The sequence below is a fragment of the Xenorhabdus budapestensis genome, from assembly GCF_017743015.1.
In the GTDB taxonomy this organism is placed as follows: Bacteria; Pseudomonadota; Gammaproteobacteria; order Enterobacterales; family Enterobacteriaceae; genus Xenorhabdus; species Xenorhabdus budapestensis.
In genome coordinates, this window is the sequence record NZ_CP072455.1 from 1695572 (window position 1) to 1715858 (window position 20287).

Below are 20287 nucleotides of genomic sequence, written 5' to 3' on the forward strand. Positions count from 1 at the left end.
ATGCAAAGTGAATTTAACGCAAACAAGCAAGCACGCCTTGATGTGGTTAACGTAACGGACGCTCAGACACCGGATAAGTTTGTGCTGAGTATCGGAGAACGTGATGCCATTGAGCAGGAAAAACACCACTACGAAGATCCGCGTGCAGCGTCAATTGAGGCACTGAAAATTGTGCAAAAACAGCGTGGTTGGGTGCCGGATGGTGCGATCTCAGCCATTGCTGAAGTTTTAGGTATTCCTGCCAGTGATGTGGAAGGTGTGGCGACATTTTACAGCCAGATTTACCGTCAGCCAGTAGGGCGTCACATTATTCGTTATTGTGACAGTGTTGTTTGTCACATCACGGGCTATCAGGGGGTTCAGGCAGCAATAGAAAAACACCTGAACATTCGTCCGGGTCAAACCACAACAGATGGGCGTTTCACATTATTGCCAACCTGCTGTCTGGGTAACTGTGATAAAGGGCCAACCATGATGATTGATGATGATACCCACAGTTATGTGAAACCCGAAGAAATTGAAAAATTGCTGGAGCAATATCAATGACAACGCATTCAGGAGTGAAAGAAATTATCCGCACGGCGGAAACTCATCCCCTGACATGGCGGTTGCGTGATGACCAACAACCTGTCTGGCTGGATGAATACCTTAGCAAGAATGGCTACAAGGGAGCCGAAAGAGCACTGAAAGGCATGGCGCCTGATGAAGTCACCACATTAGTAAAAGATGCCGGTTTGAAGGGGCGCGGTGGCGCAGGTTTCTCCACAGGGTTGAAGTGGAGCCTGATGCCGAAAGATGAAAGCATGAACATCCGCTACCTGTTGTGTAATGCTGACGAAATGGAACCGGGCACTTATAAAGACCGCTTGTTGATGGAGCAACTACCGCACTTGCTGGTGGAAGGAATGCTGATCAGTGCTTTTGCCTTGAAAGCATACCGTGGCTATATTTTCCTGCGTGGTGAATATGTTGAATCTGCGGTTCACCTGCGTAAAGCAATTGAAGAAGCGAAAGCGGCGGGGTTGCTTGGTAAAAATATTCTGGGCAGCGGTTTTGATTTTGAGTTATTTGTTCATACCGGCGCGGGACGTTATATCTGTGGTGAAGAAACTGCACTGATTAACTCCCTTGAAGGGCGTCGTGCGAACCCTCGTTCCAAACCTCCATTCCCGGCAACCTCTGGTGTTTGGGGAAAACCGACCTGTGTCAATAACGTTGAAACACTGTGTAACGTTCCTGCCATCCTCGAACATGGTAAAGAGTGGTACATCGGTCTAAGTGAAGGCAAAAGTAAAGATGCTGGCACTAAACTGATGGGGTTCTCTGGCCGGGTCAAAAATCCGGGCCTTTGGGAGCTGCCTTTTGGCACCACGGCCCGTGAAATTCTTGAAGATTATGCTGGTGGTATGCGTGATGGGCTGAAATTCAAGGCTTGGCAGCCAGGTGGGGCGGGAACCGATTTTCTGACAGCAGATCACCTTGATTTGCCGATGGATTTCGAAAATATCGCCAAAGCTGGCAGCCGTTTGGGAACAGCTCTTGCAATGGCAGTTGATCATGAGATCAACATAGTTTCCCTGACCCGTAACCTTGAAGAATTCTTCTCCCGTGAATCCTGTGGCTGGTGTACACCATGCCGTGATGGTCTGCCTTGGAGTGTAAAAATCCTCCGCGCCATTGAAGAGGGGAAAGGTCAGCCTGGTGATATCGAAACTTTGGAACAACTCTGCCGTTTCCTCGGCCCCGGCAAAACTTTCTGTGCTCATGCACCCGGTGCCGTAGAACCTTTGCAGAGTGCGATCAAATATTTCCGCGAAGAATTTGAAGCAGGAATTGTCACCAAAGATTACGGAAATACCAGCCTGATTGCGGGCATTCAGCCGAACCTGCTCAAGCAGCGTTGGTAAGACGGGTTTACAGGAATAACCTGTAAGAATGTCGCGCAAGAACGGTTTGTTAAAGCAGAATTTTTGATTAACGCCTGCCACGGCAGGCCATTGGGAAGCATGCTGACTATGGCTACGATACATGTAGACGGCAAAGATTATGATGTAAACGGGGCTGATAACCTGTTACAAGCCTGCCTTTCATTGGGGCTTGATATACCTTATTTTTGCTGGCATCCAGCGCTGGGAAGCGTTGGCGCTTGCCGCCAGTGTGCGGTTAAGCAATATCAAAACGCAGAAGATACACGTGGTCGTCTGGTAATGTCTTGTATGACACCGGCTTCAGATGGCACATATATCTCCATTGATGATGAAGAAGCAAAACAGTTCCGCGCAAGTGTCGTGGAATGGTTGATGACTAATCATCCCCATGACTGTCCTGTCTGTGAAGAAGGCGGAAACTGCCATTTGCAGGATATGACAGTGATGACGGGACACTCGTTCCGTAAGTATCGTTTTACCAAACGTACTCACAGAAATCAGGAACTGGGGCCATTCATTGCTCATGAAATGAACCGTTGTATCGCTTGTTACCGCTGTGTCCGCTACTACAAAGATTATGCGGATGGAACGGATTTGGGCGTTTATGGTGCTCATGACAACGTCTATTTTGGTCGCCCCGAAGATGGCACACTGGAAAGTGAATTTTCCGGTAATCTGGTTGAAATCTGTCCGACAGGTGTCTTCACTGATAAAACTCACTCAGAGCGTTATAACCGTAAATGGGACATGCAGTTTGCTCCAAGTATTTGTCAACAGTGCAGTATTGGTTGTAACACCAGTCCAGGGGAACGTTACGGAGAATTGCGCCGGATCGAGAACCGTTATAACGGTACGGTTAACCACTATTTCATGTGTGACCGCGGTCGTTTTGGTTACGGGTATGTCAACCGTAAAGATCGTCCTCGCCAACCACAACAGCTTCGCGGCGATCAATGGATCTCGCTAAATGCTGAGCAAGTTATGCAGGGTGGGGCGGATATTCTGCGTCAGGCGAAAAACGCTATTGGTATCGGTTCACCACGTGCCAGTATCGAAAGTAATTTTGCACTGCGTGAATTGGTTGGTGCAGAGAATTTTTACAGTGGCATTTCAGCGGAAGAGCAACATCGTCTTGATATGATGCTGGAAATTCTGCAACAAGGTGGTGTTTATACTCCATCTCTGCGTGAAATTGAAGATTATGACGCAGTGTTAGTTCTGGGTGAAGATCTGACCCAAACAGCAGCCCGTATGGCATTGTCAGTACGTCAGGCAGTCAAGGGCAAAGCACGTGAGATGGCAGCAGCTCAGAAAGTGGCAGACTGGCAAATTGCGGCTGTAATGAATATCGGCCAACATGCCAAATATCCTCTGTTCTTAACCAGCGTCGATAATACCCGGCTGGATGACGTCGCGGCATGGAATTACCATGCGCCGGTTGATGATCAAGCCCGCTTCGGTTTTGCTGTGGCACATGCCCTGAACAAGATAGCTCCTGCCGTCAACGACTTGTCGGATGAGCTAAAAGCGAAAGTAGAACTCGTTGCTCAAGCCCTGCGTGAAGCGAAAAAACCATTGATTATCAGTGGCAGCAATGCAGGCAGTGATATCCTGATTCAGGCAGCCGCTAATATTGCCTGGGCGCTGAAAGATAATGGCGCTAATGTCGGTCTTTCCTACGTTGCAGCGTATGCGAATAGTCTTGGTCTGGCGATGATGGAAGCACAATCGCTGGATGTAGCCTTGCAGCGCATTGCCAAAGGAGATTCAGATACTGCTATTGTGATGGAAAATGATCTCTACCGCCATGCTCCGGCCGATAAAATTGATAATGCTCTGGATAGTCTGAAAAACCTGATTGTTGTTGATCATCAACGCACTGCTATTATGGATAAGGCACACTTGATCCTGTCAGCTTCCAGTTTCGCTGAAAGCGACGGCACTCTGGTTAATCAGGAAGGTCGTGCTCAGCGTTACTTCCAGGTGTATGAGCCTGCATTCTATGACAAATCTGTTGTCATGCTGGAAAGTTGGCGCTGGATGCACTCTTTGTATACTACCTATACACAACGCCAGACGGACTGGACTCAGCTTGACCATGTAATTGAAGCGTGTGTCAAAGAGATGCCGCAATTCAAAGGCATCGTTAATGCAGCACCGGATGCCACATTCCGTATCCGTGGTCAGAAACTGGCTCGTTCACCTCATCGCTACAGTGGTCGTACTGCGATGCTCGCCAATATCAGTGTTCATGAACAGCGTCAGCCACAGGATATCGACACCGCATTTGCTTTCTCAATGGAAGGTAACAACAACCCATTTGCTGAACGTCAGCAAATTCCATTTGCATGGGCTCCGGGTTGGAACTCACCACAGGCATGGAATAAATTCCAGGCAGAAGTGGGCGGTAAACTGCGTTTCGGTGATCCTGGAGTACGCCTGATTGAGACGGTTGATGGAGGATTGAACTACTTCGATAGTATTCCGGCCGCTTTTACTGCGCAGAAGAATGAATGGTACATCGCACCTTATTTCCATCTGTTCGGTAGTGAGGAATTGTCTCAGCGGGCAGATGTCATTCAGGAACGTATGCCTGAGCCATATGTGATGATAAATCGTCAGGATGCTGAAAAGCTGAATGTGAAGGAAGGTTCCATGATGGCATTTGATTGTGCGGGGCAGCAATTATGTTTAGCTGTACGTTTAAGCGGCAATCTTGCTCAGGGTCAGATTGGCCTGCCGTTGGGAATGCCGGGCATTCCACCCGTTCTGGCAGGTAAATCAGTTAATAACTTACGGGAGGTCGCATAATGAATTGGATTACTCCCGAATTAATTGAGATTTTGATTTCTGTCCTGAAAGCGGTTGTCATTTTGCTGGTCGTAGTTGGCTGCGGGGCGTTTATGAGTTTTGCTGAACGTCGTTTGCTTGGGTTGTTTCAGAACCGCTACGGACCAAACCGTGTAGGGTGGGGCGGGTCACTGCAGCTTGTTGCTGACATGATAAAAATGTTTTTCAAAGAGGACTGGGCACCACGTTTCTCTGATCGGATGATCTTTACTTTGGCGCCTGTCATCGGGTTCTGTTCCCTGTTACTGGCCTTTGCCATTGTACCGGTAAGTCCGACGTGGATGGCAGCAGATCTGAACATCGGTATCCTGTTTTTCATGATGATGGCAGGTCTGGCTGTTTACGCCGTGTTATTTGCTGGCTGGTCAAGTAATAACAAATATTCCTTGTTGGGAGCCATGCGTGCATCAGCACAGACACTGAGCTATGAAGTGTTCATCGGGCTGTCCATGATGGGAGTAGTGGCCCAGGCTGGCTCTTTCAACATGGTGGACATCGTTAATTCACAGCAACATTTGTGGAATATCATTCCCCAGTTCTTTGGTTTCTTGACCTTTGCTATCGCTGGTGTTGCGGTGTGTCACCGTCATCCCTTTGACCAACCGGAAGCAGAGCAAGAGCTGGCGGATGGTTATCATATCGAATATTCCGGCATGAAGTTCGGTATGTTCTTTGTCGGGGAATATATCGGTATCGTGACGGTATCCGCTTTAATCGTCACAATGTTCTTTGGTGGCTGGCATGGGCCTTTTCTGCCTCCATTCGTCTGGTTTGCGCTGAAAACAGCATTCTTCATGATGATGTTCATCTTGATCCGTGCTTCGTTACCGCGCCCGCGTTATGACCAGGTGATGTCATTCGGCTGGAAAATCTGTTTGCCGTTAACTTTACTCAACCTGCTGGCGACTGCCGCAGTGATTTTATACAACGCTCAATAAAGGGGTGATTGAACCATGACATTAAAAGAGTTATTGGTTGGTTTTGCCACCCAGGTACGCAGTATTTGGATGATAGGGCTTCATGCCTTCCATAAACGCGAAACAAAAATGTATCCCGAAGAACCGGTTTATGTGCCACCCCGTTACCGTGGGCGCATCGTTCTGACGCGTGATCCTGACGGTGAAGAGCGTTGTGTCGCCTGTAACCTGTGTGCGGCAGTGTGTCCGGTGGGATGTATCTCCCTGCAAAAAGCCGAACATAAAGATGGCCGCTGGTATCCTGAGTTTTTCCGCGTCAATTTCTCGCGTTGTATCTTCTGCGGATTGTGTGAAGAAGCCTGCCCGACTACCGCTATCCAATTGACGCCGGATTTTGAGTTGGGTGAATTTAAACGTCAGGATCTGGTGTATGAGAAAGAAGACCTGATGATTTCCGGGCCGGGTAAATACCCTGATTATAACTTTTACCGTAAGACAGGTATGGCGATTGATGGCAAAGATAAAGGTGAAGCCGACAATGAAGCCAAACCTATCGACGTTAAAAGTCTGTTGCCATAAGGAGCGATATTCATGGAATTCACATTTTATATCGCAGGGTTGGTTGCCATCCTCGCAACACTCAGGGTAATAACGCATACCAATCCAGTACATGCGTTGCTGTACCTGGTTATCTCCCTGCTGGCACTTTCAGTCGTGTTCTTTTCACTGGGTGCTTACTTTGCCGGTGCATTGGAAATCATCGTTTATGCCGGGGCGATCATGGTGTTGTTCGTCTTTGTCGTGATGATGCTGAACCTTGGTAAATCTGTTATTGAACAAGAAAGGGGATGGTTGAAACCGAGAGTCTGGATTGGCCCGTCTATTCTTTCAACCATATTACTGATTGTCTTGATCTTTGCCATCCAGAGTCTGCCGGAGGCTGAAATTAGTGGTGAAGTAGTCAGTGCCAAAGAAGTGGGCATCAGCTTATTCGGGCCTTATGTACTGGCAGTAGAACTGGCATCCCTGCTATTACTGGCCGGACTTGTAGTGGCTTACCACGTTGGTCGTGAAAGCCGCCAGGGTGAAATGCTCAGCAATCGTGTGGAGGACCAACAATGATACCTTTGGAACATGGTCTGATTCTGGCGGCTATTCTATTTGTATTGGGCTTCACTTGCCTGATTATCCGCCGCAATCTGTTATTTATGCTGATAGGTCTGGAAATCATGATCAATGCTTCAGCGCTGGCGTTTGTCGTTGCTGGTAGCTATTGGCTCCAGCCTGATGGTCAGGTGATGTACATTCTGGCCATTACTTTGGCAGCAGCCGAGGCGAGTATCGGTCTGGCACTGTTACTACAGTTGTACCGTCGTCGCCAGAACCTGAATATTGATATAGTCAGTGAGATGCGCGGATGAACTTACTCTATTTAACAATTCTATTGCCACTGTTGGGATTTTTGCTGTTGGCATTCTCCCGTGGCCGCTGGTCTGAAAATCTATCAGCAACCATTGGAATAGGTTCTGTCGGGCTGGCAGCACTGGTCACACTTTGGGTCGGGATGGACTTTCTTTCCCAAAACAGCATGGTTCAAAATGAAACAGGTGGGTTTGTTTACAGCCAGACATTGTGGAACTGGATGAGCGTAGATAGTTTCAGCATTCCAGTCAATCTGGTATTGGATGGGCTGTCATTAACCATGTTGAGTGTAGTAACCGGTGTCGGTTTCCTGATCCACATTTATGCTTCATGGTATATGCGTGGTGAAGAAGGTTACTCTCGTTTCTTCGCCTATACCAACCTGTTTATCGCCAGCATGGTGGTCTTGGTTCTGGCGGATAACATGCTGCTAATGTACCTCGGTTGGGAAGGGGTGGGGCTGTGTAGTTACCTGTTGATCGGTTTTTACTATAAAACACCTGCCAATGGCGCTGCGGCGATGAAAGCTTTTATCGTGACACGAGTGGGTGACGTCTTCCTCGCTATTGGAATGTTTATCCTCTACGACCAGCTCGGTACGTTGAGTTTCCGCGAACTGGCAGTACTGGCACCACAACATATCGCAGCTGGCTCTACTGCAATCACATGGGCAACCTTGATGATTTTGGGCGGTGCTGTGGGTAAATCGGCTCAGTTACCATTGCAAACATGGTTGGCAGATGCGATGGCAGGCCCAACACCGGTTTCTGCTTTGATCCATGCGGCTACCATGGTTACCGCAGGTGTCTATCTGATTGCGCGCAGCCATGTTCTGTTCTTAATGGCACCTGATATTTTGCATCTGGTTGGCATTATTGGTGCGGTTACCTTGCTGTTGGCTGGCTTTGCAGCACTGGTTCAGACTGATATCAAACGTGTACTTGCCTATTCCACTATGAGTCAGATTGGTTATATGTTTTTGGCATTGGGCGTACAGGCATGGGATGCGGCTATCTTCCATTTGATGACCCATGCGTTCTTCAAGGCACTGTTGTTCCTTGCCTCTGGTTCGGTGATTCTGGCTTGTCACCATGAGCAGAACATCTTCAAAATGGGGGGATTGAGTAAACGTATTCCATTTGTGTATCTCTGCTTCCTGGTGGGGGGCTCGGCGTTATCTGCTCTGCCTTTGCTGACAGCAGGTTTCTACAGTAAAGATGAAATTCTGTGGGGTGCACTGGCAAATGGTCACATGAATCTGATGCTTGCTGGGCTGATTGGTGCACTAATGACCTCACTGTATACCTTCCGCATGATCTTTATCGTGTTCCATGGGAAAGAAAATACCAAGGCACATGCAGTTAAAGGAATTACTCATACCTTGCCACTGTCAGTGCTGTTAGTGCTGTCTACTTTTGTGGGTGCGCAGATTGTGCCTCCTTTAGCGGGTGTTCTGCCGTCGGAAAACAGTATCGCAGGACATGATGGCAAAATGACACTAGAAATTGTTTCCGGTGTGGTTGCCGTGCTTGGCATTTTGCTGGCCGCAGCCTTGTATCTTGGCAAACGTAGTTTGGTTAATGCGACAGCAAACAGTGCTCTGGGGCGTTTTTTCTCCACATGGTGGTTCCATGCCTGGGGATTTGATGCTCTGTATGACTGGGTATTTGTAAAACCATTCAAAGGTATTACACAACTGCTGCGGAATGATCCTTTGAATTCATTGATGAATATCCCTGCCGTATTGTCACGTTGGGGCAATAAAGGGCTTGGTTTAAGTGAGAACGGACAAATCCGTTGGTACGTTACCTCTATGGGGTTGGGTGCAGTGCTGGTTTTAGCTCTGCTGCTTTTGATTTAATTAAGGGACACATTGCGCCATGCTATTACCTTGGCTAATTCTTCTGCCCTTCATTGGAGGCCTGCTATGTTGGCAGGCAGAGCGCTTCGGCACCCGTATGCCGCGTTGGATAGCGCTTCTGGCGATGGGATTGACTCTGCTGCTTTCTCTGTACCTCTGGTTGCAGGGAGGCTATACGCTGACTAACCCACAAGGCATTCCACAGTGGCAATCAGAGTTCCTGTTGCCGTGGATACCACGTTTTGGCATTTCCATTCATTTGGCTCTGGATGGCCTGTCATTGTTGATGGTGGTCTTAACTGCACTGTTGGGTTTAATGGCAATCCTCTGTTCGTGGAATGAAAATCAACCGTATCAGGGTTTCTTCCATCTTAACCTATTGTGGATCCTCGGCGGTGTGATGGGAGTATTCCTTGCCATTGACCTGTTCCTGTTCTTCTTCTTCTGGGAAGTGATGCTGGTGCCGATGTACTTCCTGATCGCACTATGGGGGCACAGAGGTTCACAAGGCAAAACCCGTATTACGGCCGCGACGAAATTCTTCATTTATACTCAGGCCAGTGGTCTGGTGATGTTGATTTCGATTTTGGCATTGGCTTTCATCTACCACGATGCAACCGGAGAATGGTCATTCAACTATGAAAAATTGCTGGATACCCCGATGTCGCATACCGTCCAATATCTGTTGATGTTGGGATTCTTTATCGCATTTGCCGTGAAAATGCCGGTTGTGCCTTTGCACGGGTGGTTACCGGATGCTCATAGTCAGGCTCCGACTGCGGGTTCTGTTGACCTCGCGGGGATCTTGCTGAAAACGGCGGCATATGGTCTGCTGCGTTTCAGTCTGCCATTGTTTCCACAAGCCTCTGCGGAATTTGCACCGATTGCGATGTGGCTGGGTGTTTTCGGCATATTCTACGGAGCATGGATGGCTTTCAGCCAGACCGATATTAAACGTCTGATTGCCTATACCAGTGTTTCACACATGGGTTTTGTCCTGATTGCTATTTATACTGGCAGCCAATTGGCTTATCAGGGGGCAGTGATCCAGATGATTGCACATGGTTTGTCCGCCGCGGGGCTATTCATCCTGTGTGGGCAGATATATGAGCGTCTGCATACCCGTGATATGCGTCAGATGGGTGGTCTGTGGGGAAGAATTCAATTGTTGCCAGCGATATCTCTGTTCTTCGCTGTGGCGACATTGGGTATGCCGGGAACCGGTAACTTTGTTGGTGAATTCATGATCCTGTTCGGCAGCTTCAGTAAATTCACTTTAGTTACTACCGTATCCGTGTTTGGTTTAGTTTTTGCTTCCGTGTACGCCTTATACCTGATGCAGAAGGCTTATTACGGAACGCCGAAATCAGATGAACCATTACCACGGATGGATGCGCGCGAGATTTCTATTTTGCTGCTGCTGGTTGTCTTGCTAGTTATTCTTGGTGTTTACCCGCAACCAATCCTTGATACCTCGGCTGCGGCGATGAGCAACATCCAGAATTGGTATTCAGCTTCACTTTTAACTACAGGGCCGTAATTCGCCATGACAATAACTTCTGAACAATTGATCGCACTGTTGCCGCTATTGATCGTCGGATTGACGGTGGTGGTTGTGATGCTGTCCATTGCATGGCGACGCGATCATTTCACCAATGTTACCTTGACGGTAATTGGTTTAAACCTAGCCCTGCTTTCTCTCTATTTTGTTGGATTGCAGGAGCCGATGGATGTCACGCCACTGATCCATGTGGATCGTTTTGCAATGTTCTATACTGCACTGGTGCTGATTGCGAGCCTCGCAACGACGACATTCGCCTACTCATGGTTGGAAAATTATCCCGATAACAAAGAAGAGTTTTATCTGCTGGTGTTGATTGCGGCTGTCGGAGGAGTTTTGCTTTCTTCTGCTAACCACATGGCATCGCTGTTTATCGGTATTGAGCTGATTACTCTGCCACTGTTTGGCTTGATCGGTTACGCATTCCGCCAAAACCGTTCACTGGAAGCGAGTATCAAATATATGCTGCTGTCTGCGGCGGCATCCTCGTTCCTGTTATTCGGTATTGCACTGCTGTATGCTGAATCAGGTGATCTGTCCTTTGCATCACTGGGCAGAAGCCTGAGTGACAGTAAACTTCATGAACCACTGGTTCTGGCTGGATTGGGGATGATGATTGTGGGGCTGGGTTTCAAGCTTTCCCTCGTTCCTTTCCAGCTTTGGACACCTGATGTTTATCAGGGCGCGCCGGCACCAGTATCGACCTTTCTGGCAACGGCAAGTAAAGTCGCTATCTTTGCCGTGGTAATGCGTCTGTTTATTGAAGCACCAGTGACCGACAGCGAGACTCTGCGCACTGTGTTAACTGTGATTGCAATCGCCTCTATCCTGTTTGGTAACTTGTTGGCATTGACGCAGAGCAATATCAAACGACTGCTCGGTTATTCATCTATTGCACATCTGGGTTATTTGCTGGTGGTATTAATCGCCATTAAAGACCATACCCTGGCAGAAGAGACCGCGGGTCTTTATCTGGCGGGCTATCTGCTTGCCAGTATTGGTGCATTTGGTGTAGTCAGCCTGATGTCCAGCCCGTACAGAGGCCCTGATGCTGAATCACTATTCTCCTATCGTGGCTTGTTCTGGCATAAACCAATTCTGTCGGCTGTTATGACGATCATGATGTTGTCACTGGCGGGAATACCGTTGACATTCGGTTTCATCGGTAAATTCTATGTTATTGCAACAGGTGTTGAGGCCAGATTGTGGTGGCTGACCGGAGCAGTGGTAGTGGGAAGTGCGATTGGCCTTTATTACTACCTGCGTGTGATGGTGAGTTTATACCTGCCAGCACCGAAAACACTGAACCGCGATACGCCAAGAAACTGGGCGTTAACCTCCGGCGGTATTGTTGTGCTGCTCACCGCGTTACTGGTATTGCTCCTTGGTGTTTGGCCACAGCCATTGATTGATATTGTCCAACAGGCGAAAAGTGTTATGTAAGGATAATATAAACCAACATTATAAAAGCCCCGATCGTGATTGACGGGGCTTTTTGAGTTTATTGGCTTGCAATTAACTTGTTCAAAATTATGGACTATAGTCAGTGATAGTATCCTCCAGAAGATCATTCCGGTAATTAGATAAAATCCTCAAAAAGCCCCTTCAAGCTTGTTCACATCAGGTTCGCCACTATTGGGAAGGGTTGATCTCTGGATTTCAATAACTTCCTCTGTCGAAAGAAATCGAATATCTATTATTTATCTTCCAGTGCCTTAATAATATCTGCATGTTTTGCTTGGGTATGCGACAAAGCCTTTTTAAAAGCCTCAGAGTTGGAATTTATATAGTGAATCGCATCACAAGCCTTCCTTTCCAGTTGTTGAACCTCTGGTGAATTTGCAATTGCATTGATTTGATTGGTCATTCGTTGTATTCCCTCCATTATTTCTGGTGATGGTTGCAATGATTTTGCTAATTATAGAGCCATAGGCTATTCAGAGTGACTATAGCTGTTTCATATCCTCAAAAGTTGGGCCCTGAAAATAAATTGCACTAATATGGCAACTGCGAGGTTGAGTCAGAACAAATCGTATGGATTCCCAGACTGAGCGCCCGTTCAGTACTTGTTTACCCATTGTTTTGTGATCATCTAGATCTTCATCAAAACCATTAACTTCAAAATCAGGGGGATAGATTCCGGTTACGCGAATATTGTCTTTGCTCAATTGATGGGAAATAGTCTGGCAAAAGCCACTCATCGCATGTTTGGCAGCAAAAAATACCGGATGAGCGACAGAGCGGATAAAGTTTGGAATGCCGCAGACTGACACCATCGCAATAATATCGGCTCCTTGAGACTTACGCAGGCTTGGTAATAACATTTTGGTCAATAGCATGGAACCCGTCGCACCGGAATTCATCGTGCTGATAATATCTTCATCACTGTCATCATCACTCAGATTGCCTTCCAGCCATTGGGCTGCACTCAGTATTAGAATATCGATAGGTTTACTGTCTTGTAGTAATTGATTGGCAAAGTTACGAACTGATTGTGCGTCACTGATATCACATTGATAACTCCTTGCAATCCCACCTTCACCCTGAATAATTTCTCGAGTCGCTTCAGCACTTTCCAATTGACGAGCACAGAGGTCAACATGCGCACCTTCCCGTGCTAACCAGACAGAAATAGCCTGCCCAAAATCACGGCCTCCGCCTGTTACCACAACTCGTTTACCTGTTAATCCATCTAACTTATTTAATTTATTTAACATAGTGTTAACTTCCTTACGTCAGTTATTAACCTGAGTGAGAGATGATTGTACTATTGGTCATATGCTATTAATAAATTACACGGAAAAATGAGGTTAATGTTTTTTATTGTTAATAAATTAACAATTTATGTTGCTTATTTGTTAATAATACTGATTGTATACCTCTCTATGAGTACAGTTGCTCTGATTTTTATGTTAAGGTGATCATGAACGTAGACTGAGTAAGTTATGAACACAAAATATCTGCGGGATGGGTAACCCTTAATTGGGGTTATATTTATTTTATTGAAAATTCGGCAAAATATTATTTTGGAATGATATAGGAGAGAGTGTCGGACACTAATTTTGAAGGATGAGTATGAGTCAAGATAATACTGGACAGGTAAAGACGAAAACTTACATTAATCCACCAGTCTTTTTCTTCTCGGCATTTTTGATCATTGCACTGGTCGCATTTGCTGGTTTGAAACCGGAGCTTGCCGATAGATGGTTTAAATCTTTGCAGCAAGATTTGTTTGTTAATGCTAGTTGGTTTTATATCCTCGCCGTTGCGTTGATTTTACTTTCAGTTACCTATCTGGGTTTATCCAGATACGGCAATATAAAGCTTGGCCCTGACCATGCTGAACCTGATTTCAGTTATTTTTCCTGGTTTGCTATGCTTTTTTCTGCGGGGATGGGTATTGGATTGATGTTCTTTGGTGTGGCTGAGCCTGTCATGCACTATCTGTCACCACCGGTGGGCACACCTGAAAGCATTGCTGCGGCTAAACAGGCTATGAAGTTAACTTTTTTTCATTGGGGGCTTCACGCCTGGGCAATTTATGCCATTGTGGCTTTGATTCTGGCATTTTTTAGCTATCGGCATGGTTTGCCTTTAACACTGCGCTCTGCGCTGTACCCGATTATTGGTGATAAAATTCATGGGCCGATTGGTCATGCAGTCGATATCTTTGCGGTTATTGGTACAGTATTTGGCGTAGCCACATCTTTGGGCTACGGCGTTCTTCAAGTGAATGCTGGTCTTAACCATCTATTCGATTTGCCTATCAATGGGACGGTGCAGGTTGTATTGATCATTGCAATCACCGCTCTGGCAACCATTTCGGTTATTTCTGGTTTAGATAAAGGTATCCGCGTTCTATCTGAATTGAATTTAGGGCTGGCATTTTTATTGTTGATTCTGGTTGTTGCTTTGGGGCCAACGGTGCTGCTATTGAAGTCATTCGTGGAAAATACAGGTGGCTATCTTTCGGAAATAGTCAGCAAAACATTTAACCTGTATGCCTATGAACCTAAATCTAGTAATTGGTTAGGGGGATGGACATTACTGTATTGGGGATGGTGGTTATCCTGGTCTCCATTCGTTGGTATGTTTATTGCCAGAGTTTCCCGGGGCCGGACAATCAGGGAATTTGTAACTGGTGTTTTGTTCGTACCCAGTGGTTTTACTCTGATGTGGATGACGGCATTTGGTAATAGTGCGATTAACATGATTGCCAATCAGGGAGATAAAGAATTAGCCAACATCGTACAGACAGATGTTTCTCTGGCACTGTTTAATTTTCTGGAACATTTTCCACTGCCTGCCGTTTTGTCGTTCATTGCAATGATCATGGTCGTGATGTTCTTTGTCACTTCTGCTGATTCTGGTGCCATGGTGGTTGATACACTGGCTTCTGGTGGCGCTCATCATACACCTATCTGGCAGCGGATCTTCTGGGCAGGTTTGATGGGAGCGGTTGCCATTGCTTTATTGATTGCAGGAGGCTTATCTGCTTTGCAAACAGTAACGATCGCCAGTGCGCTTCCTTTCTCGATAATTTTGTTGATATCGATATATGGTTTGCTTAAGGCATTACGGATTGACGCTTATAAGAAAGACAGTCAGCAGATGACCACAATAGCGCCTCCGGCCAGCCGTAACCCGATCCCGTGGCAGCGAAGATTAAGAAATATCGTTTATTACCCTAAAAGTTCGCAGGTAAAACGCTTTATGAGCGAAGTTATCCAGCAGGCAATGAGTATGGTGGCTGGAGAATTGGCAAAGCAGAATAAAGTTGTTGTCATCAATGATGAGATGGACGACCGAATTCATCTGGAAGTGGATTTTGGCGAAAATCTTAACTTTGTCTATGAAGTTCGTCTGCGAGGTTATATTCAACCAGCATTTGCTATTGTAGGTCTGGAAGATGATGAAAGAAGTGAGGAACAAAAATATTATCGTGCTGAAGTTTATCTTAAAGAGGGTGGACAGGATTACGATCTGATGGGATGGACTCAGGAACAGATTATCCACGATATTTTGGATCAATATGAAAAGCACATTCACTTTTTGCATTTGGTTCGTTAACCAATATGGCCTGTTAACAGAAACTGCCAATCCCTGGATTTAACAATCCAGGGATTTTTTTATGCGCATAATTTTATATAAATGTGTATCTCTTCATCTCAGTCTGTAATGTGACTTACCCCGTATTATTGTGCTTTTTCTCTTTTTCCATCGGTATGTTTGATTTGCAGTGACTATGCTTTTACTCAGTGACGAACTTTTGAAAGCATTTTATAGATGTATTGTTGGTGGAAACACGTTAAATCAGGAGAATTCAATGTTAAAAACCCTACTGAATCGTAATGTTATTCAATGGATTCCTGGAGTTAAAGATTGGAAAGAGGCCATTGAAGTCGCCTGTCAGCCGCTTATTAATAATGGTGCGATCCAACCGAGTTATGTCGAGGCTATTTATCATTCCCATGAAACATTCGGCCCTTACTACGTGATTGGTTCAGGTCTCGCGATCCCTCATGCGAGACCGGAGCAAGGAGCTAATCGTCTTGCCCTGAGCCTGACATTTATAAAACAGGGGGTCATGTTTGGCTCTGTGGAAAATGATCCGGTCAAGTTACTGTTCGTATTTGCTACAACAAGCAGTGATAGCCATATAGAAGTGATCGCTGAACTTGCAGGATTATTTGATGATCAGCCAAAAATCAATCAATTAATGCAGGCTAAAAACCAAGACGAGATTTTTTCTATTGTTCAAGGATATTAACTAATATTTTTATTTAACAGGAAAATAAGATGAAAATTACAGTTGTTTGTGGTCATGGTTTAGGGACCAGCCTGATAATGGAGATAAGTATTAAAAATATTTTGCAGGAATTAGGCGTTGTAGCCAGTGTTGAACATACAGATTTAGGTTCAGCAAAAGGAATTAAGAGCGATATTTTCATTGCTACAAAAGATATTGCAGAACAACTGATTAAACAGCAGATAGCTGGAAAAATCATTGTATTGGAAAATATGTTGGATAAATCTGCAATGAAAGTGCGTTTATCTGCGGTATTGCAAGAACTCGGCAGATTATAATTGGAGAAAAATATGGATTTCTTCCGCTTTTTGATGAACGACGTACTGGCAGAGCCTGCGATTTTAGTCGGGCTAATTTCATTAATTGGTTTGGTAATGCAGAAACAGCCGGTGACGGAGTGCATCAAAGGAACAGTAAAAACTATACTCGGATTCGTTATCTTAGGTGCAGGAGCGGGCCTGATAGTTACTTCATTAGGTGGATTTGCAACTATCTTTCAAGATACTTTTGGTATTCAGGGGGTTGTACCAAATAATGAAGCTATCGTATCGATAGCGCAGAAAAGCTTTGGCAAAGAGATGGCGATGATTATGTTCTTTGCTATGGTGATTAACATTCTAATTGCCCGTTTTACACCATGGAAATTCATATTCTTGACCGGACATCACACTTTATTTATGTCGATGATGGTGGCGGTTATTCTTTCTGTAGCAGGAATAAATGGCACGATGCTGGTTGTGATCGGTTCAATTGTTGTTGGTATTTCAATGGTATTTTTTCCAGCGATTGCTCATCCTTATATGAAAAAAGTGACAGGCTCTGATGATGTGGCACTTGGTCATTTTTCGACACTCTCTTACGTCTTGGCGGGGTTTGTTGGCAGTAAATTGGGTAATAAAGCACATTCTACGGAAGAGATGAACGTGCCCAAAAGTTTATTATTTCTGCGCGATACTTCTGTCGCCATCGCTTTAACTATGGCGATTATTTTTATTATCACCTGCTTATTTGCTGATCAGGAATTAGTCCGACAAGTCAGCGGTGGAAAAAACAGGGTTATGTATTCACTGATGCAATCAATCACATTTGCAGCAGGTGTTTATATCATTTTGCAAGGCGTTAGAATGGTGATTGCTGAGATCGTGCCTGCATTTAAGGGCATTTCTGACAAATTAGTACCGAATGCCAAGCCTGCACTGGATTGTCCGGTGGTCTTTCCCTATGCACCAAATGCCGTCCTGATTGGCTTCCTGAGTAGCTTTATTGCCGGTGTTGTTGGTATGTTTATTCTCTACTTGCTGAACATGACTGTGATTATTCCCGGTGTTGTCCCTCATTTTTTTGTTGGTGCAACCGCGGGTGTTTTCGGCAATGCAATGGGAGGAAGACGAGGGGCTATCCTTGGAGCGTTTGCTCAAGGGTTATTGATTACATTCCTGCCCGTATTCCTGTTGCCTGTTCTGGGAAGTATTGGTATTGCCAATACCACATTCAGTGATGCAGATTTTAGCGTAATAGGAATTTTATTGGGGATGATTGTTCGTTAATTTTTTAACTTTGAATCAAAATACCCTTGTCCATGCTGCTAAAATAGAGTTTTAGACTCACTTGGTGAATATTTATTTGCGATATTTGTAATTGGGAAGATGATCCTGTTCAATCCGCAAATCCTGATCTTACCAGAGGTGCTAATTCTATGAGTTTAAATAAAGCCAAAAATGCCTTTAAACGAGGTGGAAGGGTAGAATAATTTTATGTATTGTTAATTGATATTAAACAATATGGAATAAAGGTTGGACGAATGGAAAACTATAAAAAATATACTATGGATAAGGCCGATCGAATGTTACAACCTGCCATTGGTGGCGAATTAATATTATTAAGTTATATAGGGTTTTCACAAGAAGATAGATTTGAGTTCTTGGAAAAAATAGATGATTGGGAAAATCGGGGTGATGCTGAAATATTAGAACATACTCACTTCAAAAAATATCTTGCAAATGATGTATTTATAATAACTGATCACTCTTATATAAAAGACGAAGTTTATTTCATGGATATCAATCATATTGAACTATTTGTTAATAGTTATTTAAATAAAAATTCAGAATGTTTTTTTAATGGTGATACTTTCTTTATCTCGCCTTCAACGAAATCTTTAATTGAATTTCAACATGATGGGTATATATTTTCACATAGATTACCAATTGTGATAAATGAGCATGGAAAAAGGGTAATAGCAAGAAAGGTGTGATAAAAAATTCGGTTTGGATTAATGTGTGACTATTATGACAATTTAGTACGATATTTTCCATATGGTTGCTATTATAGTGACAAAAGAGGTTATCCTGCTTTCATTCTACACAGCTTTTGATGTGCAGCATGAATTAAAAGATTTTATCAAGCAGCAGCGTAAACAACAAAAAATCACCGTTGAAATGTTATCCAAACGTTCTGGTGTGCCATATAGCACAATCAGGAAATTTGAGCGTACAGGTAACATTTCCCTGCAACAGTTTTTAATGTTAATGGAAGTGATTGGTGAGCTATCTTCACTCCATGAGTTAACTAAAGAGCGTGTGCAAGAACTAATGACAATTGCCGAGGTGCTTAAAAATACTTAAGACTTAAGAATAGTTGTATTATTTACTTCAACCATTTATTAACAAATTCTTCCAGCGACACAGGACAATCAAAGTAATACCCCTGCAAATAATTTACGGAATAGCTTCTTAGTTGATTCACCTGTTTTTGGTTTTCAATGCCTTCTGCCACAATTTCTAAATTTAGTCGCAATGCTAAGTCAATGATATTTTCAACAATATGCTTAGAAATCATATCTGTATTCATTTTACTGACAAAGTTATGACCTATTTTCACCATATTAACATTAAATTTTTGTAAATATGTGTGGTTTGAATAACCTGTGCCGAAATCATCTAAAGCGATTAATACACCTAATTCATTTAATTTATTAAATAGTTTAATTGAGTACTCATCTGGCTCCAGTAATTCTCTTTCTGTAATTTCTAATATCAACCGGACAGAATCCTCAGGGAATGCCCGCAGAAAATCACGACAATCATCTAATAAACTGGCTTCTTTATAATGTTTTGCGCTGATATTGAAGCTAAAATGAAAGTTCTTAGGTAGCTGATGGGTAAGCGGAGTGAAGAAATCCCGTACTTGCGTGATTAAGTTACGTGTTAAAGGAACAATCAGATCTGATTTCTCAATTTGCGCGATAAAATCTTTTGGCGTCAATAACCCTTGTATTGGATGTTGCCAGCGTACAAGGATCTCACACCCGATGATGGTGTTACTTTTGCTACAAATAATAGGCTGTATATAAGGGATAAATTGTTTATTTTTAATGGATTTTTTTAATTGATATGTTGGAACAATAACAGTTTTAGTGTATTGATATAAAAAGATGGCGGATAAGAGCATGAGTATTGCCAATGAAGGCAAAACTCCTACCAGTTCCATATCAGGTTTGATATTATTCTGATAATTGGAAAATACTTTCCATAATATATTACCAACACTTAAGGTGATGACGACGAATAATACCACAAATACCCGATATAACATTCGGTATGATTTAAAATCCAGCCCCATCATTTCTCCTTTTTGATAAAGCCCATTACCCAACAGTAGACCTACCGTCTAATTTTGTAAAATTCTGTGAGCTTGTTGTTTATGAAAAATGGTTTTCTGTTTGAAAAAACAACGTCGGTTATCTTACAGGAAGATATTGAATACAGGAAATATATATAGCTGTATGGCGGGGATCGGCTAATAAATTACGTAATCGATGGTGGTAATTAGAATAAATCGATTATTATTGCCATCCTTGGCGAAATAATTAAATTATTTTATTGATTAATGCCAATCTTTTATCAGATTATTCCTTACTTTATTTATATTCGTTGTTTT

Annotated in this window: 20 protein-coding genes; 17 read left to right on the forward strand and 3 right to left on the reverse strand. The window is 44.2% G+C overall.

The features are described from left to right. The 10 genes from nuoE (at position 1) to nuoN (ending at position 11982) form a co-directional block, all read left to right on the forward strand. Positions 1-546 carry an NADH-quinone oxidoreductase subunit NuoE gene (gene nuoE, locus HGO23_RS07740; protein ID WP_099135746.1) on the forward strand — a complete coding sequence of 182 codons (546 nt, stop codon included), beginning with the start codon at positions 1-3 and terminating at the stop codon, positions 544-546. Continuing rightward, entirely contained in the window at positions 543-1907 is a 1365-nt protein-coding gene (nuoF, locus tag HGO23_RS07745) for an NADH-quinone oxidoreductase subunit NuoF (protein ID WP_209028478.1), read from the forward strand. The genes nuoE and nuoF overlap by 4 nt, the downstream gene beginning before the upstream one ends. A gap of 108 nt (positions 1908-2015) precedes the next feature. Then, a complete protein-coding gene (gene nuoG, locus HGO23_RS07750) occupies positions 2016-4739 on the forward strand; it encodes an NADH-quinone oxidoreductase subunit NuoG (RefSeq protein WP_099135770.1) in 2724 nt (907 codons plus the stop codon). Next, positions 4739-5716, forward strand: a complete 978-nt coding sequence (gene nuoH, locus HGO23_RS07755; protein WP_099135744.1) for an NADH-quinone oxidoreductase subunit NuoH — start codon at positions 4739-4741, stop codon at positions 5714-5716. Before nuoG ends, nuoH begins: the two co-directional genes overlap by 1 nt. Positions 5717-5731: 15 nt before the next feature. Next, the gene (gene nuoI, locus HGO23_RS07760; protein WP_047682329.1) at positions 5732-6274 is read left to right on the forward strand and encodes an NADH-quinone oxidoreductase subunit NuoI; all 543 of its coding nucleotides are present in this window, start codon (positions 5732-5734) and stop codon (positions 6272-6274) included. A 12-nt stretch (positions 6275-6286) separates the two neighbouring features. Further along, the gene (gene nuoJ, locus HGO23_RS07765) at positions 6287-6817 is read left to right on the forward strand and encodes an NADH-quinone oxidoreductase subunit J (RefSeq protein WP_099135743.1); all 531 of its coding nucleotides are present in this window, start codon (positions 6287-6289) and stop codon (positions 6815-6817) included. Next, positions 6814-7116: an NADH-quinone oxidoreductase subunit NuoK gene (gene nuoK, locus HGO23_RS07770; RefSeq protein ID WP_099135742.1), complete on the forward strand. Its 303-nt coding sequence runs from the start codon at positions 6814-6816 to the stop codon at positions 7114-7116. Before nuoJ ends, nuoK begins: the two co-directional genes overlap by 4 nt. After that, positions 7113-8978 (forward strand): NADH-quinone oxidoreductase subunit L, encoded by a 1866-nt coding sequence (gene nuoL / locus HGO23_RS07775; RefSeq protein ID WP_099135741.1) that lies wholly within the window; start codon positions 7113-7115, stop codon positions 8976-8978. The genes nuoK and nuoL overlap by 4 nt, the downstream gene beginning before the upstream one ends. Positions 8979-8997: 19 nt before the next feature. After that, entirely contained in the window at positions 8998-10518 is a 1521-nt protein-coding gene (gene nuoM / locus HGO23_RS07780; protein WP_099135740.1) for an NADH-quinone oxidoreductase subunit M, read from the forward strand. Between the two features lie 6 nt (positions 10519-10524). Then, on the forward strand, positions 10525-11982 hold the full coding sequence (gene nuoN / locus HGO23_RS07785; protein ID WP_099135739.1) for an NADH-quinone oxidoreductase subunit NuoN: 1458 nt from the start codon (positions 10525-10527) through the stop codon (positions 11980-11982). 253 nt (positions 11983-12235) lie between these two features. Here nuoN and HGO23_RS07790 read toward each other — a convergent pair whose 3' ends face one another. Both HGO23_RS07790 and HGO23_RS07795 read right to left on the reverse strand, forming a co-directional pair. Next, entirely contained in the window at positions 12236-12406 is a 171-nt protein-coding gene (locus HGO23_RS07790; RefSeq protein WP_169923050.1) for a hypothetical protein, read from the reverse strand. A 79-nt stretch (positions 12407-12485) separates the two neighbouring features. Beyond that, positions 12486-13256 (reverse strand): SDR family oxidoreductase, encoded by a 771-nt coding sequence (locus HGO23_RS07795; protein ID WP_209028479.1) that lies wholly within the window; start codon positions 13254-13256, stop codon positions 12486-12488. 358 nt (positions 13257-13614) lie between these two features. On the opposite strand from HGO23_RS07795, the gene HGO23_RS07800 reads away from it, so the two are divergent. The 7 genes from HGO23_RS07800 (at position 13615) to HGO23_RS07830 (ending at position 18972) form a co-directional block, all read left to right on the forward strand. Then, entirely contained in the window at positions 13615-15609 is a 1995-nt protein-coding gene (locus tag HGO23_RS07800) for a BCCT family transporter (RefSeq protein ID WP_099135737.1), read from the forward strand. Between the two features lie 256 nt (positions 15610-15865). Next, complete coding sequence (locus HGO23_RS07805; RefSeq protein ID WP_099135736.1) at positions 15866-16309, forward strand: PTS sugar transporter subunit IIA; 444 nt, start codon at positions 15866-15868, stop codon at positions 16307-16309. 29 nt (positions 16310-16338) lie between these two features. Then, positions 16339-16626: a PTS sugar transporter subunit IIB gene (locus tag HGO23_RS07810; RefSeq protein WP_209028480.1), complete on the forward strand. Its 288-nt coding sequence runs from the start codon at positions 16339-16341 to the stop codon at positions 16624-16626. 12 nt (positions 16627-16638) lie between these two features. After that, positions 16639-17895: a PTS ascorbate transporter subunit IIC gene (locus HGO23_RS07815; protein WP_099135734.1), complete on the forward strand. Its 1257-nt coding sequence runs from the start codon at positions 16639-16641 to the stop codon at positions 17893-17895. A gap of 83 nt (positions 17896-17978) precedes the next feature. Further along, positions 17979-18098 (forward strand): CPCC family cysteine-rich protein, encoded by a 120-nt coding sequence (locus HGO23_RS07820; RefSeq protein ID WP_244967950.1) that lies wholly within the window; start codon positions 17979-17981, stop codon positions 18096-18098. 51 nt (positions 18099-18149) lie between these two features. Then, positions 18150-18602 (forward strand): hypothetical protein, encoded by a 453-nt coding sequence (locus HGO23_RS07825; protein ID WP_209028481.1) that lies wholly within the window; start codon positions 18150-18152, stop codon positions 18600-18602. 61 nt (positions 18603-18663) lie between these two features. Then, positions 18664-18972, forward strand: a complete 309-nt coding sequence (locus HGO23_RS07830) for a helix-turn-helix domain-containing protein (protein ID WP_244967925.1) — start codon at positions 18664-18666, stop codon at positions 18970-18972. Positions 18973-18994: 22 nt separating this feature from the next. On the opposite strand, the gene HGO23_RS07835 is transcribed toward HGO23_RS07830, so the two are convergent. Continuing rightward, positions 18995-20002 (reverse strand): EAL domain-containing protein, encoded by a 1008-nt coding sequence (locus HGO23_RS07835; RefSeq protein WP_244967926.1) that lies wholly within the window; start codon positions 20000-20002, stop codon positions 18995-18997. Positions 20003-20287: the final 285 nt, after the last annotated feature.